The 14421-nt window shown below is 69.6% G+C and carries 10 protein-coding genes; 3 read left to right on the forward strand and 7 right to left on the reverse strand.

Features of this window, described 5'->3' with window-relative positions:
- Positions 1-80 precede the first annotated feature (80 nt).
- From EAT51_RS17720 to EAT51_RS17735, 4 genes are all read right to left on the reverse strand, one after another.
- Positions 81-1697: an alpha/beta hydrolase gene (locus EAT51_RS17720; protein WP_130516737.1), complete on the reverse strand. Its 1617-nt coding sequence runs from the start codon at positions 1695-1697 to the stop codon at positions 81-83.
- A 179-nt stretch (positions 1698-1876) separates the two neighbouring features.
- Positions 1877-3490, reverse strand: coding sequence for an alpha/beta hydrolase-fold protein (locus EAT51_RS17725; protein WP_130516739.1), 1614 nt, complete (start codon positions 3488-3490; stop codon positions 1877-1879).
- 68 nt (positions 3491-3558) lie between these two features.
- Positions 3559-5793, reverse strand: coding sequence for a penicillin acylase family protein (locus tag EAT51_RS17730; RefSeq protein ID WP_130561859.1), 2235 nt, complete (start codon positions 5791-5793; stop codon positions 3559-3561).
- Positions 5794-5970: 177 nt separating this feature from the next.
- Complete coding sequence (locus tag EAT51_RS17735) at positions 5971-7332, reverse strand: glycoside hydrolase family 16 protein (RefSeq protein WP_130516743.1); 1362 nt, start codon at positions 7330-7332, stop codon at positions 5971-5973.
- Positions 7333-7650: 318 nt separating this feature from the next.
- On the opposite strand from EAT51_RS17735, the gene EAT51_RS17740 reads away from it, so the two are divergent.
- Together EAT51_RS17740 and EAT51_RS17745 are read left to right on the forward strand one after the other, a co-directional pair.
- The gene (locus tag EAT51_RS17740; RefSeq protein ID WP_130516745.1) at positions 7651-8181 is read left to right on the forward strand and encodes a DUF2059 domain-containing protein; all 531 of its coding nucleotides are present in this window, start codon (positions 7651-7653) and stop codon (positions 8179-8181) included.
- A 163-nt stretch (positions 8182-8344) separates the two neighbouring features.
- Complete coding sequence (locus EAT51_RS17745; protein ID WP_130561860.1) at positions 8345-10069, forward strand: cellulase family glycosylhydrolase; 1725 nt, start codon at positions 8345-8347, stop codon at positions 10067-10069.
- Positions 10070-10073: 4 nt separating this feature from the next.
- Here EAT51_RS17745 and EAT51_RS17750 read toward each other — a convergent pair whose 3' ends face one another.
- The 3 genes from EAT51_RS17750 to EAT51_RS17760 all read right to left on the reverse strand — a co-directional run bounded on the left by EAT51_RS17750 (position 10074) and on the right by EAT51_RS17760 (position 13278).
- Positions 10074-11105 (reverse strand): purine-nucleoside phosphorylase, encoded by a 1032-nt coding sequence (locus EAT51_RS17750; protein ID WP_130516749.1) that lies wholly within the window; start codon positions 11103-11105, stop codon positions 10074-10076.
- A 52-nt stretch (positions 11106-11157) separates the two neighbouring features.
- A complete protein-coding gene (locus EAT51_RS17755; RefSeq protein WP_130516751.1) occupies positions 11158-11628 on the reverse strand; it encodes a YehS family protein in 471 nt (156 codons plus the stop codon).
- Positions 11629-11829: 201 nt separating this feature from the next.
- Positions 11830-13278, reverse strand: a complete 1449-nt coding sequence (locus EAT51_RS17760; RefSeq protein ID WP_130516752.1) for a GGDEF domain-containing protein — start codon at positions 13276-13278, stop codon at positions 11830-11832.
- Between the two features lie 160 nt (positions 13279-13438).
- On the opposite strand from EAT51_RS17760, the gene EAT51_RS17765 reads away from it, so the two are divergent.
- Positions 13439-14419: an NAD(P)H-quinone oxidoreductase gene (locus tag EAT51_RS17765; protein ID WP_130516754.1), complete on the forward strand. Its 981-nt coding sequence runs from the start codon at positions 13439-13441 to the stop codon at positions 14417-14419.
- Positions 14420-14421: the final 2 nt, after the last annotated feature.

A 14421-nucleotide genomic window follows, 5' to 3' on the forward strand; every position in this document is an offset into this window, starting at 1 on the left:
CGCGGCGATGTTCCGTGCACGCCATCGCCGGAGGACCGATGGCGCGCCGCGCGCCCGCGCCATCGTCTAGCGCTGGCGGCCTACTTGCCCGGCCGGGCCACCGCGTACATTTCCCTGGCGATCTGCTTGAGCAGGGCGTTGTTGTCCTCGCCCTCCTTGTACAGGTCGAAGTGGGTGCGGCCGTCCAGGAAACGGAAGTCGCTCCTGGCGTGCAGGCCGTCGAGCACGGCCTGGAACTTGTGCGCCGCGCCGTCCAGATAGAACGTGTCGGCGGTACCGACGATCACGTGGATCTTGCCGTCCAGGTCGGGCCTCAGTTGCGGCCACTGCGCGGCCACGCGGGCGGCGATGTCGTAATGCGCTTTCCAGTAGGCCACGACCTTTGGGTCGACCTGGCCGGTGTCGCGGTCGAACATCGGCATCGGTGCGCCGTCGACGCCGCGCGGCGAGAACACCCATTCGAACGAGGCCATCTGCCCGCCATAAGGACCCAGCACGCGCTCGAGCTTGATGAAGGTCTCCGCGGTGGCGATGACCTTGCCCGCATCGCGCACCAGCGGCACGGCGCTGCCGTCGGGCCGGCGGTACATGTTGGCGTTCGGCGCGTAGAGATCCACGCCGGTGAAGTCGTGGAAGTCGCTCGGATCCGGCGAGGTCGACCAGGTGCCGCCGAACAGCTTCGGATAACGCGTCTGCAGCCACAGCGTGGCCCAGCCACCGGACGAGTGCCCGGTGAGGAAGCGGCCGGAGGGCTTGGCGTCCATGCGGTACTGTTTTTCCAGCGCCGGGATGAGTTCCTCGGTCAGCGCCGTGCCCCACGGGCCGTTGTTGACCGAGTCGGCGAACTCATGCGTGCCGGTCGGCGTGGCCTGATCCAGGAACACCCAGATCATCGCCGGCATCTGCTGGCGCGCCATCGCGTCCCAGGTGGTCACGATGCTGCCGGCGAAGCTGTCGTAGTCGCCGGTGAAGCCATGGGTCACATACACGGTGGGATAGCGCGTGGCCGCCTTGGCGTCGTAGCCGGGCGGCACCAGCACGCGAGCGCGCAGCTGGATGTCGCGGCCCCAGAAGGCACTCAGCGCAGGGCTGGTCATCGAAGCGTCGAAGCTGTGCGCCTTGGCCTGCGGCAGCGCGGCGCGTACCGCCTCGGGAGCGCGCGGCGACAGCGCCCACGGGTCGGACTTGGTCGGCAGCGTCTGTGCCAGCGACAGACTCGGCAGCGGCTTGCCCTTGTCCAGCGTCACCGGCGTGACGGCGCTGACCAGGTCGCCGCCGTTGCGGCCGGTGTAGTTGTAGCTGTGGTCGACATCCAGCACGGCCTGCACCAGGTAGTCGCCATCGGCCAGCGTGGAGAACGGCGCCGGGAACGCGATCTGGTCCAGGTCCACCTGCACGCTTGCGCCCCCTTCCAGATGCGTCACCTCCTGCGCGGCGATGGACACCGACTTGGGCGAGAACGGGCTGGTGTCGATCGAGGTGACCTGCCCGTCCTTGGCCGCTGCTTGCGCCGCCTTGGCCTCGGTGGCGAACACCAGCAGCCGCCCGGAGGTCGGCGCGGCACCGGCCGGCAGCGTCACCTGGACGAAGCGATGCGGCGCGGGCGTCGTTGCCGATGCAGCCTGCGCCTGCAGGGACGGCCCATAGACACTGAAGGCCAGCGCCAGCGCGGTGGCGGTTACAAGACGATGCAGCATGGAAGCCCCCAGGTTGGATGACGCGTGCTCGAGATGCGCAGTGTAGGTGTTTCGTCCATCGCTCAGCCCTGCGCCATCTCGGGACGAACGCGACGTTCGGCGTGCGCGGCCATGTCGGCCCCGATGCACCACACCGGCCGCAGCCGGCCGGTGGCGTGCCATCGTCGCGCGCTGGCGGCCTACTGGCCCGGCCGGGCCACCGCGTACATTTCCCGGGTCATCTGCTTGAGCAGGGCGTCCTCGTCGTCGCCGTCCTGGTACAGGTCGAAGTGGGTGCGGCCTTCGCGGAAACGGACATCGCTCTTGGCGTGCAGGCGATCCAGCACCGCCTTGAGCCTGCGTGTCGGGCCGTCCAGGTAGAACGTGTCGGCGGTGCCGACGATCACGTGGATCTTGCCGTCCAGGTCGGGCGCCAGCTGCGGCCACTGCGCGGCCAGGCGCGCGGCGATGTCGTAGTGCGCCGTCCAGTACGCGGCGACCTTGGGATCGACCTGGCCGGTGTCGCGGTCGAACAGCGGCATCGGCGCGCCATCGACGCCACGCGGGGAGAACACCGATTCGTACGAGGCCAGCTGCCCGCCGTAGGGTCCCAGCACGCGCTCGATCTTGATCAGGTCCTCGGCCGTCGCCACGACCTTGCCTGCCTCGCGCGCCATCGGGGCCTCGCTGCCGTCGGGCAGGCGATACATGTTGGCGTTCGGGGCGTAGAGATCCACGCCAGTGAAGTCATGGAAGTCGGTGGGGTCCGGCGAGGTCGACCAGGTGCCGCCGAACAGCTTCGGGTAGCGGGTCTGCAGCCACAGCGTGGCCCAGCCGCCGGACGAGTGCCCGGTGAGGAAGCGGCCGGAGGGCTTGCCGTCCATGCGGTACTGTCTTTCCAGGGCCGGGATGAGCTCCTCGGTCAGCGCCGTGCCCCATGGACCGTTGTTGACCGAGTCGGCGAACTCATGCGTGCCGCTGGGAACGGCCTCCTCCAGATAGACCCAGATCATCGCCGGCATCTGCTGGCGCGCCATCGCGTCCCAGGTGGTCACGATGCTGTCGGCGAAGGCATCGTAGTTGCCGGTGAAGCCGTGGGTCACATACACGGTGGGATAGCGCGTGGCGGCCTTGGCGTCGTAGCCGGGCGGTACCAGCACGCGGGCACGCAGCCGGATGTCGCGGCCCCAGAACGCGCTCAGCACCGGGCTGGTCATCGAGGCGTCGAAGCTGTGCGCCTTGGCCTGCGGCAGCGCGGCGCGCGCGGCCTCGGGCAGGCGCGGCGACAGTGCCCAGGGGTCGGAGGTGTGCGGCACCGTCTGCGCCAGCGACAGGATGGGCAAGGGCTTGCCTTGGGTCAGGTTCACCGCAGTGACCGCGCTGACCAGGTCGCCGCCGCTGCGGCCGGTGTAGTTGTAGCTGTGGTCGACATCCAGCACGGCCTGCACCAGGTAGTCGCCGGACAGCGTGGAGAACGGCGCCGGGAAGGCGATCTGGTCCAGATCCATGTCCACGCTGCCGCCGCCTTCCAGGTGCGTCACTTCCTGCGCGGCGATGAACACCGAATGCGGCGCGGACGGATTGCCGTCGACCGCGGTGATCTGGCCGTTCCTGGACGCGGCCCGCACTGAGGCGGGGTCGCTGGCGAACACCAGCAGCCGGCCCGAGGTCGGCGCCGCGCCGGCCGGCAGGGTGATGTGGACGAAGCGGTGCGGTGCCGGCGTGTCCGCCGACGCATCGCGCGCCTGAGTGACGGGCGCACAGGCACTGAAAGCCAGCGCCAGCGAGCCGGCGACTGCAAGACGGTGCAGCATGAGAATCCCCCTGGGATTGAAGGTTGCGAGCTTTCCAACGAACGCAGTGCAGGCGTGCCGCGCGCAGCTCAGCCCTGCGGCACCTCGGGACGATAACGGCGTTCGGCATGCGCGGCGACATCGGCCTCGGTGAACCACACCGGCCGCAGCCGGCCGGTGGTATGCAGCGGGGCCTGGTCGGCGAAGTGAGGCGAGGCCGGATCGCCGCTTTCCCCGCCCACGCTCACCGCCCAGGCCTGCGGCCCGTCGGCGCCGAAGGCCACCACCGCCACGAAGCTGTTGCCCGAGGTGGTGTAGCGCAGGCGCGTGCCGGGATAGGTGCGCGACTCGGCGCTGGCCAGCGAACCCCAGCGCGAGGTCGTGAACGGCACCGGCAGGCTCGGCTTGGCATCGTCGAAGGTCTGCACGATGGCGCCATCGTTGCGCTGGTAACGGTTGATCTCGCCCCATGGCACCTGCCAGCGGCCGAAGTCGCGCTGCAGCTGGTCGACCACGGCCTGCAGCACCGCCAGGCGCTGTTCGGGCGTGGCCAGGGTGGCCATCGCATCGACGCCGCCGCGATCGCGTTCGCGCGCCAGCGGGGTGATCTCCTTGAGCAGCGCATCGGCCCAGGTCACCGCCAGCGTGGTCGGCACCGAGTCCAGGCCCCAGCGGCGATCCCAGCCGGCCAGCGCGGCCATGGGGCCGGCGAGCGCGGCCTTGCGCGCATCGCCGTCGGGCAGGCCGGAGTAGTCGTGCCGCAGCAGCGGCAGCAGTGTGTCGAAGGCGGGCAGCCACGGGTCGTAGGCCGCCTCGATCAGCTGCCGCGGGGTGAAGGTCGGCCGTGCGCTCAGCACGGCGATGGCATGCGGCGCGCGCGCGTTCTCGCCGGCCTGGTCCATGTAGCGCGGGAAATCGTTGGCGTTGGGGCTGTCGGCGCCGGCCGCGCTCCACGGCCAGTTGTTGGCGTTGAAGACCCAGCCGTTGCGCGGGTTGACCACCTGCGGCAGCGTGTCCAGCGCATGCAGCCCGTCCCAGGCGGTGGCCGGGTCGCTGCCGTCCACGGGCTTGCGGTAGTCCACGTGCGCATGGCGGATCGGCACGAACTGCGGATGCAGATAGGCGGTGGTGCCATCGGCATCGGCATAGAGCGTGTCGTTGGACGAGTTGGCCTGCAGCGCGGCCACCTTCATGAAGTCGGCGAAGCCGCCGGCCTTGGTGCGCAGGAACGACTGCTGCAGCGCCGCCACCGGCCGGTCCATCATGGCGAAAGCCACCCAGTGCGTGGCGTCCTGCGCGCGCACGATCGGCCCGTGGTGCGTGGCCCAGACGGTGAAGCTGCGCTGCGCTTGGCCGCCCGCCGCGGTGCGGTAGGACAGGGTGACCTGGCGCTGCTGCAGCGGTCGCAGCGTCTGGCCATCCCGGTAGCAGGGGCTGCCGTCGGCGCAGGGCGCCAGCGTCTCGACGAACTCGTCGACGTTGTCCACGCCGCTGCTGGTGTGCATCCAGCCGGCATGACGGTTGAAGCCCTGGTAGACGAAGAACTGCCCCCAGGTCACCGCGCCATAGGCGTTCAGCCCCTCGTCGCTACGCATCTGCAGCTCGGAGCGGAAGAAGTAGCTGGTGTGCGGATTGATCAGCAGCAGCGCGCGCCCGTCGGCGCTGTGCGAGGGCGCGATGGCGATGCCGTTGGAGCCGCTGGGCAGGCGCAGCTGCGGCTCGCGTTCCAGCAGCGTCATCGCCACCGGCTTGCGCTCGTGGAAGGCCTGCAGCTGGCTCAGCGCGATCCGCTCGATGTCGCCGCCGATGCTGCCTTCGCTGAAGCTCAGCGCCATCCACGGCTCGAAGTGGGTCAGCAGCCGCGGCTTCACCTGCGGGTGCGCGGCCAGATAGGCGTTGAGCCCGTCGGCCCAGGCCTGCATCAGCGTCTGCAGCCAGGCCGGGCTGGCCTGGTAGTCGGCCTGCAGTCGCGCCGGATCGTAGTAGAGCCGCTGGCGCAGGTCCTGCCACAGCAGCGTCTCGCCTTCGACCTCGGCCAGCCGGCCCAGGTTGACCAGGTAGTTGGTCTCGATGCGGTTGAAGTCGTCCTCGGCCTGCGCGTAGATCATGCCGAACACCGCGTCGGCATCGGTCTTGCCGTGCACGTGGGCGATGCCCCAGGTGTCGCGGGTGATCTCCACCTGCGCGGCGTGCTGCTGCCAGCGGGCGCGTTCGCCGGCATCGGGCGCGGCCAGGGCGGTGGACGCCGCCAGCCCTGAAGCGAGCAGGCTGGCGGTGAGGACGAGGGCGTATCGGGGCCTGCGGATCGAGCGGGGTAAGGGCATGGCGGCGGCGTGGTGGGGTGGCCCCGCATCCTAGCGCTCCCACCCCGCCCCGCGCCGCCGCAAACCTTGCGCCACGGACAAACTCCCTATCGTCGTTCCCGCGAACGCGGGAACCCATGGACGTTTACCGGAAGAGCCAGGACACAGGCCGCCGCCAAGAACGACAGCTGGGCCCCCCTACGGACTCTGATACACCACATCATCGATGGCGAAATCCACAGCCGCCGGCGGCGGATCGGACACCACCATGAAGGGCTGCTTCACCGCGGTCAGGTCCAAGTCGTAGAAGGCGCTGAAGGGAATCGTCACCTGGTGCCAGTTGCCGTCGCGCACCAGCCCGTAGCTGTTGCCGCCGTTGACGAAGTCCACCCAGCTGTCGCCGAAGGAGGTGTTGATGCCGATCTTGAAGGTGCCGGTGGCGTTGGTCTTCATCTGGAACCTGAGCGAGCCGCCCGCGTAGTTGCTGAAGTTCTTGAAGCCGCTGCTGATGCCCAGCCCGTACCAGTTGTTGGCCGCGGCGTGATACGACATCACCTGGCTGCCCTCATAGGCCGCCCCGTTGTTCGGCGTCAGGTTGTTCCACAGGTACAGGTCGGTACCGTTGCCGTAGTCCAGCTGGCCGCTCAGGCCCGCACGCTCGGAGAACAGGCCGAAGGTGCCGGCCGGGGCGGCGTGATCCGCGCCGATGTACAGCTCCGACCCGGGCGTATCCTGGTACAGGCGGATGTAGTCCACCTCCATCTTGCCGGGGATGGGCGCGGTGATGCCGGCCACGTCGTGGATGCCCGGATAGTTGCCGCCCACGGCCAGGTTGAGCAGCAGGAACTGCTGGGCGTGGAACTCCTGCAGCGAGGCGCCCTGGATGTCGGAGATCGCGAACTCGAAGTACTGCTGCCCGTCGATGGACATGCGGATGTAGTTCGCGTCCCAGGTCAGCCGGTAGGTGTGGAAGTCGTTCTGCAGATCGACCGGGCTGTTGTAGTCGCTGCCGTAGTCGGCCTGCGAGCCGTTGTAGTCCCAGTGCACCGCGGCGCCGACGCGGCGGTTGGCCATGCCGTCGGCGATGGCCTGGGCCGAGCCGGCCTCCATCATGTCGATCTCGCCGCGCGCCGGCCACACGCCGACCGCGCCCAGCATCCAGTAGGCCGGCCACAGGCCATTGCCCACCTGCGGGATCTTGATCCGCGCTTCCAGCGTGCCGTACTTGAAGTGCATGCGGCCCTCGGTCTTCAGCCGCGCCGAGGTGAAGGGCATGCCGCCGAAGTCCTCGCGCCGGGCCTCGATCACCAGATGGCCGTTCTCCACGCGCGCGTTCTCCGGGCGGCTGGTGTAGTACTCCAGTTCGGCATTGCCCCAGCCGCAGTTGCCGATCTGGCAGCCGGTGCCGACGTCATAGGTCCATTTGTTGCCATCGATGGCGGTGCCGTCGAAGTTGTCTTCCCACACCAGCGTCTGGGCCTGCACCGCCGGTGCGTAGCTGGCACACGCGGCGCTGAGGATCACGGCGGACGACACCGCCAGGGCACGGAATGAGCGCATGGTCTATCTCCCTTGGATGATGGCGCGACCGCCTCCGCGGCGGGGCCAGCGCCGACGCTCCTCCGCGTATGACAGCGCTGTCAAAGCCTGTTTTCAGCCATGTGCGAATCCGCGGGCTCTGTCACAGCCGCGCGTTCGCAGCGCATGAAGAACGGCGTCGTTTTTGCCGAGTCTTGCTGCATGACAACAGCGATGACACATGCAAGTGTTTGAAGTGGAAGCGTTTACTGGCGCTTTGCCCTGGCCCGGCCATCGCGCAGAATAGGGTTGCGATGTCCGCATCGGGCGGACGTGCGAACCAAGACAGGGACGTCCTGCATGTTGAAGTCCATTTTCGCTGCCGCGCTGCTGTACGCGGTCGCTGTTGCCGCGCCCGCCGCAGAAACACCCGCAAGCGAAGCCTCGGTCAGGGAACTGCTGCAGGTCACCGATGTGCGCACGATGATGCGGTCCATGGAAGACCAAGTCCGGGCCACCATTGGGCAGAGCATGCAACACGCAGTCCAGGGGCAGGTGCTCAACGACGCTCAGCGCGCCATCGTCGACAAGACCAGCAAGCAGATGGTCGATGTCATGCTGGAACAGATGCGCTATGACGTCATGGAGCCGGAGTACATCCGCCTCTACACCGAGAGCTTCAGCCAGGCCGATGTGGATGGGATGCTCGCTTTCTATCGCTCGCCCGCAGGGCAGAGCATGCTGAAGAAGATGCCAGGGCTGATGAAGAATTCGATGGTCCTGATCCAGCAGCGGATGCAGTTGCTGATGCCGCGGATCCAGAAACTGCAGTCCGAGATGATCGAGCAGCTGCGCGCCGCCAAGTCCGAGGACGCTTCCGGCAAGAAGTGAGGCAGGGGTCGCGGCTGCTCTGCCAGCGGCGGAGGCGCATGAGCTGTCGGGCGCTCCGGGTGGCGTAGCGGGACGGCTGGCCTATTCGATGTTGCACTGCACGCGGCGCCTGCCCGCCGCCCGGCTTAGGCTTGCCGGTCCCGAAAAGATCCGCGAGCCATCCATGTCGCTGTCCCGTGCCCTCGTGCTGGCCGCCCTGCTGGCGCTGCTGGCCGCTCCTGTCGTCCACGCGCAGCCGCGCGGGTTCCTGCGCGCGCAGGGCACGCAGATCGTCGATGAGGACGGCAAGCCGGTGATCCTGCGCGGCATGGGCCTGGGCGGCTGGATGCTGCAGGAGGGCTACATGCTGGAGCTGCCCAAGTTCGGCGCCCAGCGCGTGATCCGCCAGCACATCGCCGAGTTGATCGGTCAGGACAAGACCCAGGTCTTCTACACCGCGTGGCTGGACCACCACACCACCAAGGCCGACATCGACGCGATGGGGGCGTGGGGCTTCAACTCGATCCGCCTGCCGATGCACTACGCGCTGTACACGCTGCCGGTCGAGGACGAGCCGGTCAAAGGCCGGCAGACCTGGATCGAGGACGGCTTCCGGCGCACCGACGCGCTGATCGCCTGGGCCAAGGCCAATGGCATGGTGGTGATCCTGGACCTGCACGCCGCGCCGGGCGGGCAGGGCAACGACCTCAGCATCGCCGACCGCGACCCGTCCAAGCCCTCGCTGTGGGAGGACCCGGCCGCGCAGGACAAGCTGGTCGCGCTCTGGGAGCAGCTGGCGCGCCGCTACAAGGACGAGCCGGCGGTCGCCGCCTACGACCTGATCAACGAGCCGAACTGGGGCTTCACCGATCGTGCCGACGTGCATGGCTGCAAGGAGACCGGCAACGCGCCGCTGCGCGCGCTGCTCGAACGCACCACGCGCGCGATCCGCCGCATCGATCCGCGCCACATGATCGTGCTGGAGGGCAACTGCTGGGGCAGCAACTACGCCGGCGTGCTCGATGCGGGCCTGTGGGACGACAACCTGGTGCTGAGCTTCCACAAGTACTGGGACACGCCCGACCGCGCCAGCATCGCCAGGATGCTGGCGTTGCGCGACCGGCATCGGATCCCGCTGTGGCTGGGCGAGACCGGCGAGAACTCCAACGACTGGTACACCCGCACCGTGGCGCTGGCCGAGGGCCAGGGCATCGGCTGGAGCTGGTGGCCGCTGAAGAAGATCCGCTACAACAAGCCGCTGCAGATCGTGCCCAATCCCGGCTACGACGCCCTGCTGGCCTACTGGAACGGCAAGGGCCCCAAGCCCTCGGCGCAGGCGGCCGAGGCGGCGCTGATGCAGTTGGCCACGCACGATGTGGCCTTCGCCAACAACCTGCAGCATCCCGATGTGGTCGATGCGCTGCTGCGCGCGCCGCATTCGGACCGGGCGCGGCCGTTCAAACCGCACCTCGTCGAGGCCGCCGGCGGTGCCTGGTCCGCCGTGGACTTCGATCTGGGGCCGGACGGGGTGGCCTATCACGGCCGCACGCCGGCCAACGAATCGAGCGAGCCCGGCGGCCTGGTCTGGAATGCGCTGATGGCCTATCGCAACGATGGCATCGACCTGGGCCGCGATCGCGACGGGCAGCTGCACGTGGCCGGCCTGCAGGCCGGCGAATGGCTGCAGTACACCTTCACCGCCGCCGTTGCTGGCCGCTACGACCTGGCGCTGGACATGCAAGGCGCGGGCAAGGTGGCGCTGGTGCTCAACGGCGATGCGCAGCCGGCCGCGCAGGGCGCCGGCGCGTTCCGGGGGCTGGCGCTGCAGCCGGGCACCAATACCTTGCGCATCCGCTCCGAAGGCGCGGCGTTCGACCTGAAGACGCTGCGCTTCACACCGGCGCGCTGAAGCCTCAGCGCGCTGGCACGCCGTCTTGCCACTGCGGCCAGTGCGCGACGATGTGGTCGACCACGCGCGCGCCGACGGCCTCGATATTGCGCACGGTCTCGGGGAAGCCGCCGGCGGTCTCGCCCGGCGCCGGGTCCAGGTGCTGCAGCGTGGTCTCTCGCGGATTGCCCTGGTCGAAGTTGACCGCGCCGCGCAGGCTGAGGATGCGATCGGTGCCGTGCGTGCGCTGGATCACCAGCGTCAGCGCGGCCGCCTCCATCTCGGTGATGACGTAGTCGTCGGCGCCGTAGAGTTTGGCGATGTACTGCGCCTGCCGCGACAGGCCGGGGCCATGGAAGAAGGTATCGCCGGTCATGTGCGTGCCGGTGCCCACGAACGGCGCGCGCCGCGCGGCCGCGTCGGGATAGCGCAGGCGATACGCGCGCGCCGCGTCGGAATCGGCCAGCGGCACGCCCTGCGACAGCTGCATCGCCCAGCCCACCAGCGCCGGGTTGAGATGGAACACGCGATAGGCCTCGTAGCCCTTGCGCGGCATGAAGGTCGGCGTGCCGGGCGTGTTCTCCTCCGGCGCCCAGCGGTGCCCCAGGTCGTAATCGACCAGCCAGCTGGCCCAGTTGACCTCGCCGATGGTGCCGCGCTGCGGCGGCGTGCCGCCGACGCCGGTCAGCAGGTAATAGCTATGGGAGAAGTCGAACGCGGGATTGAGCAGGATCGCCTGCATCGAGGCGGCGCTGTTGACCTTGCCCATGCCCAGCACCGCGCCGCACACGCCCTCGGCATTGCAGTAGACCGGATTCAGGGCGCCGGGCACGGCGATGGGCTTGGCGTCGGCCCAGTAGCGCTCGTACCAGTGCTGGAACTCGCCGGCGCGGTCGCCGCTGTTGGCGCCGATCTCGAACATCGCCGCCACGAACACCTTGACCTGGATCGGCGCCGGCGCCGGAGCCGGCGTCGCGGCGCTCGCGCAGAGGCTGGTCAGGCCCGCCAGGGCGGTCAGGCAGGGCAACACCACACGGGCGATCAGGGAACGCGGCATCGGCAGGCTCGGACAGGGAACAGGCGCGCCGGCAGCCCCGGCGCGAGGGCGCTCAGGCGCCGCGCAGGCGCAGCGTCAGGCCCTTGAGGAAGGCCCGCAGCAGCTGGTCGCCGCAGGGGCGGTAGTTCTTGTGGTCCGGCTGGCGGAACAGCGCCGAGAGCTCGGGCTTGGACACCGGGAAGCCGGCGGCCTCGAAGATCGCATGCATGTCCACGTCCTTGAGCTGGAAGGCCACGCGCAGCTTCTTCAGCACCAGGTTGTTGGTCACCCGCGTCTCCACAGGGCGCAGCGGCTGGCTCTCGTCGCGGCCGCGGAACTGCACGATCAGCCCGTCCAGCACGTGCGCGAGCAGCGCATCGCTGCACGGCGCGAAGCCTTCCTCGTCCTCCTTCTTCAGCGCGGCCTGCAGCTGCGCGCGATCGATGGAGAAGGCCGGGTCGGCCAGCTGTGCGATCTCGATGAGTTTGGGCTCGCTCAGATCGAGCATGTAGCGCACGCTGCGCAGGACGTCGTTGGTGATCATGGGTGGGGCTCGGCAGCAAGGCCGCGTGTGCGGCAATCGCGCATTTTACGTCCTCGCGCGAACCCGCTCGTCACTCGCCTCTGCCACGACAGCGAGGCCACAGATCCAACCCCCGTCGTTCCCGCGAAGGCGGGAACCCCTGGACGTTCGCACCGAGCGCGGGACCCACGAGCTCCCGATTCCGCTGGACAACGGCGCCCGTCACCCCTGGCCCGCGGGCACCGGCCCCGAAAGCGGCCCTAGCGCCCGAAATGCCAGGCGATTGCGCCCGGCCCGCTTGGCGTCGTACAGCGCCGCATCGGTCGCTTCCAGCAGCGGCGCGGGATCCGGGCCCTCGACCTGCCACGTCGCGCCGACCCCGACGCTGACGGTGACGTAGGGCCCGGGCTCGGGCGCGTTCAATCGGCGCTGTTCGACCGCGGCGCGCAGCGCCTCGGCCATGGCCTGGGCGGCCTGCGCGTCGGTGGATGGCAGGATCACCGCGAACTCCTCGCCGCCATAGCGCGCCACCACGTCCAGCGCGCGCGTGCAGCCGGCGGCAAGCGTCTGCGCGACCGCGCGCAGATGCGCATCGCCGACCTGGTGGCCGAAGGCGTCGTTGAGGCGCTTGAAGTGGTCGATGTCGATCATCAGCAGCGCCAGCGGCTCGCCGGAGCGGCGCGCGCGCTGCCACTCGCGGCTCAGCGCGGCATCGAACTCGCGGCGGTTGGCCAGCCCGGTCAGCGTATCCACGCGCGCCAGCGCATGCAGCTCCTCGCGTTCGGTCATGGCGCGCAGTTGCAGCAGCACGCTGCGCGCGCCATAGCCCAGCAGCGCGAACACGAAGCCGCCGATCGCCCAGAGCGGATGCCCGCCGACGATCATCGCCGAGGTGACCAGCACGCTGATGGGCAGCAGCAGCGGGCTGCCGGCGCGCACGATCGAGGCCAGCCGCGGCAGCTGCCAGCCGGGCCGCGCATCGGGTACCGGACGCAGCGCCAGCGACACCAGCAGCAGGAACGGCACGTCGATCAGCAGATCCCACAACGCCCCGAACTGGCCGTCCGCGGGTTCGCCGTGGTTGATGTAGGCCGCCACGCCCAGATAGACCCAGGCGAAGGCGGCCTGGCTGCCATGGAAATGGCGCTGGGCCGCGGTGCCGGCGGCCAGCCAGCGCAGCACCGAGAAGACGGCGATGAAGGCGTTCTCCACGTCCAGCATCAGGGCCAGCCGGTCCAGTCCATCCTCGCTGGCGCTGCTCAAGGTGGCGAAGGTGAAGGTGTGGACGAAGAACAGCAGGCCCAGCGCGATCGCCATCAGCGCATCGAGCAGGCGCAGCGGCCACCCTTCGCCCTGATGACTGGCCAGGACGAAGGTGAGCGGCACCCCATAGAGCACGTACAGCAGGACGCTGGCACCGGAGGTGGACGAGGCGTTGCCCAGTACCGTGGTCTGCAGCATGTTGACGCCCATGCCACCGGCCCACAGCAGCAGGCCGATCGCCAGCGCGATCCAGCCGCTGGCCGCCACGTTGCGTCGGCTGCGCCACAGGCAGGCGGCCGCGGCCAGCAGCGGCGCGCCGAGCAGAAACGCGAACGACACTACCTCGGCATGGGCGGGCAGTGCCCACATCGCCGCCGCGTGGATCAACAGATATAGCCAGGGCAGCATGCGCACGCCGTCGGGTCCTCCCTGGGCCTCACCATACGCGGCCGCGAGCGCGGCTCACAAGCCGGCGCGCCAGACACGATGCAGCGTCCCACCGCGCAGACGCGCCCGTCGCCGCCGCGGGCTTAGCATGGCCGCCCCCCGATTCCGCACAGGTGCCTGCATGCCCGATTCCACGATGACCGCCATCGCCATCCGCGACGGCAAGGGCGCGGCCGACGCGCTGCATCCGGTGCAGGTACCGCGCCCGGTGGCGGGCGAAGGCCAGGTGCTGATCCGCGTGCATGCCGCCGGCATCAACCGGCCGGACCTGCTGCAGCGTCAGGGCCACTATCCGCCGCCGCCCGGCGCGCCGGAGACGCTGGGGCTGGAAGTGGCCGGCGAGGTCGTCACCGGCGCCGGCCGCTGGCAGCCGGGCGATCGCGTGTGCGCGCTGCTGGCCGGCGGCGGCTATGCGCAGTACGTGGCGGTGGACGCGCGTCAGGTGCTGCCGCTGCCGGAAGGCTGCGACTTCGTCCATGCCGCGGCGCTGCCGGAGACGGTGTTCACCGTGTTCGCCAACGTGTTCGAGCATGGCCAGCTCAAGGCCGGCGAACGGCTGCTGCTGCACGGGGCCACCTCGGGCATCGGCGTGATGGCGATCCAGATGGCCAAGGCTGCCGGCGCGCAGGTGCTGGCCACCGCGCGCGGCGCGGACAAGGCCGCGCAGGCGCGCACGCTGGGCGCCGACATCGCGGTGGACACCCGCGCCGGTTCGTTCGTCGAGGCGGCCAAGGCGGCCGGCGGCGTCGATGTGTCGCTGGACATGGTCGGCGCCAGCGTGTTCGCCGACACGCTGGCGGTGCTCAACCCGCGCGGCCGCATCGTCTACATCGCCGCCCAGGGCGGCGGCACGCTGGAAGTGCCGATCATGGAGCTGATGCGCCGCCAGGCCGTGCTGACCGGCTCGACCCTGCGCCCGCGCAGCGCGGAAGAGAAGGGCCGCCTGGCGACCGAGATCGAGCGACGGGTCTGGCCGTGGATCGCGCAGGGCCAGGTGAAGGTGCTGGTCGACCGCACCTTCCCGCTGGAGCAGGCCGCGCAGGCGCATGCCTATCTCGAAGCCGGCCAGCATCTGGGCAAGGTCGTGTTGACGATGGCGTGATC

This window comes from Pseudoxanthomonas winnipegensis, assembly GCF_004283755.1.
GTDB classification, from domain to species: Bacteria; Pseudomonadota; Gammaproteobacteria; order Xanthomonadales; family Xanthomonadaceae; genus Pseudoxanthomonas_A; species Pseudoxanthomonas_A winnipegensis.

Excerpts from the sequence above, each read along its gene's own strand:
- EAT51_RS17720 (WP_130516737.1), bottom strand. The coding sequence starts at position 1,697 with ATGCTGCATCGTCTTGTAACCGCCACCGCGCTGGCGCTGGCCTTCAGT.
- EAT51_RS17725 (WP_130516739.1), bottom strand. The coding sequence starts at position 3,490 with ATGCTGCACCGTCTTGCAGTCGCCGGCTCGCTGGCGCTGGCTTTCAGT.
- EAT51_RS17730 (WP_130561859.1), bottom strand. The coding sequence starts at position 5,793 with ATGCCCTTACCCCGCTCGATCCGCAGGCCCCGATACGCCCTCGTCCTC.
- EAT51_RS17735 (WP_130516743.1), bottom strand. The coding sequence starts at position 7,332 with ATGCGCTCATTCCGTGCCCTGGCGGTGTCGTCCGCCGTGATCCTCAGC.
- EAT51_RS17740 (WP_130516745.1), top strand. The coding sequence starts at position 7,651 with ATGTTGAAGTCCATTTTCGCTGCCGCGCTGCTGTACGCGGTCGCTGTT.
- EAT51_RS17745 (WP_130561860.1), top strand. The coding sequence starts at position 8,345 with ATGTCGCTGTCCCGTGCCCTCGTGCTGGCCGCCCTGCTGGCGCTGCTG.
- EAT51_RS17750 (WP_130516749.1), bottom strand. The coding sequence starts at position 11,105 with ATGCCGCGTTCCCTGATCGCCCGTGTGGTGTTGCCCTGCCTGACCGCC.
- EAT51_RS17755 (WP_130516751.1), bottom strand. The coding sequence starts at position 11,628 with ATGATCACCAACGACGTCCTGCGCAGCGTGCGCTACATGCTCGATCTG.
- EAT51_RS17760 (WP_130516752.1), bottom strand. The coding sequence starts at position 13,278 with ATGCTGCCCTGGCTATATCTGTTGATCCACGCGGCGGCGATGTGGGCA.
- EAT51_RS17765 (WP_130516754.1), top strand. The coding sequence starts at position 13,439 with ATGCCCGATTCCACGATGACCGCCATCGCCATCCGCGACGGCAAGGGC.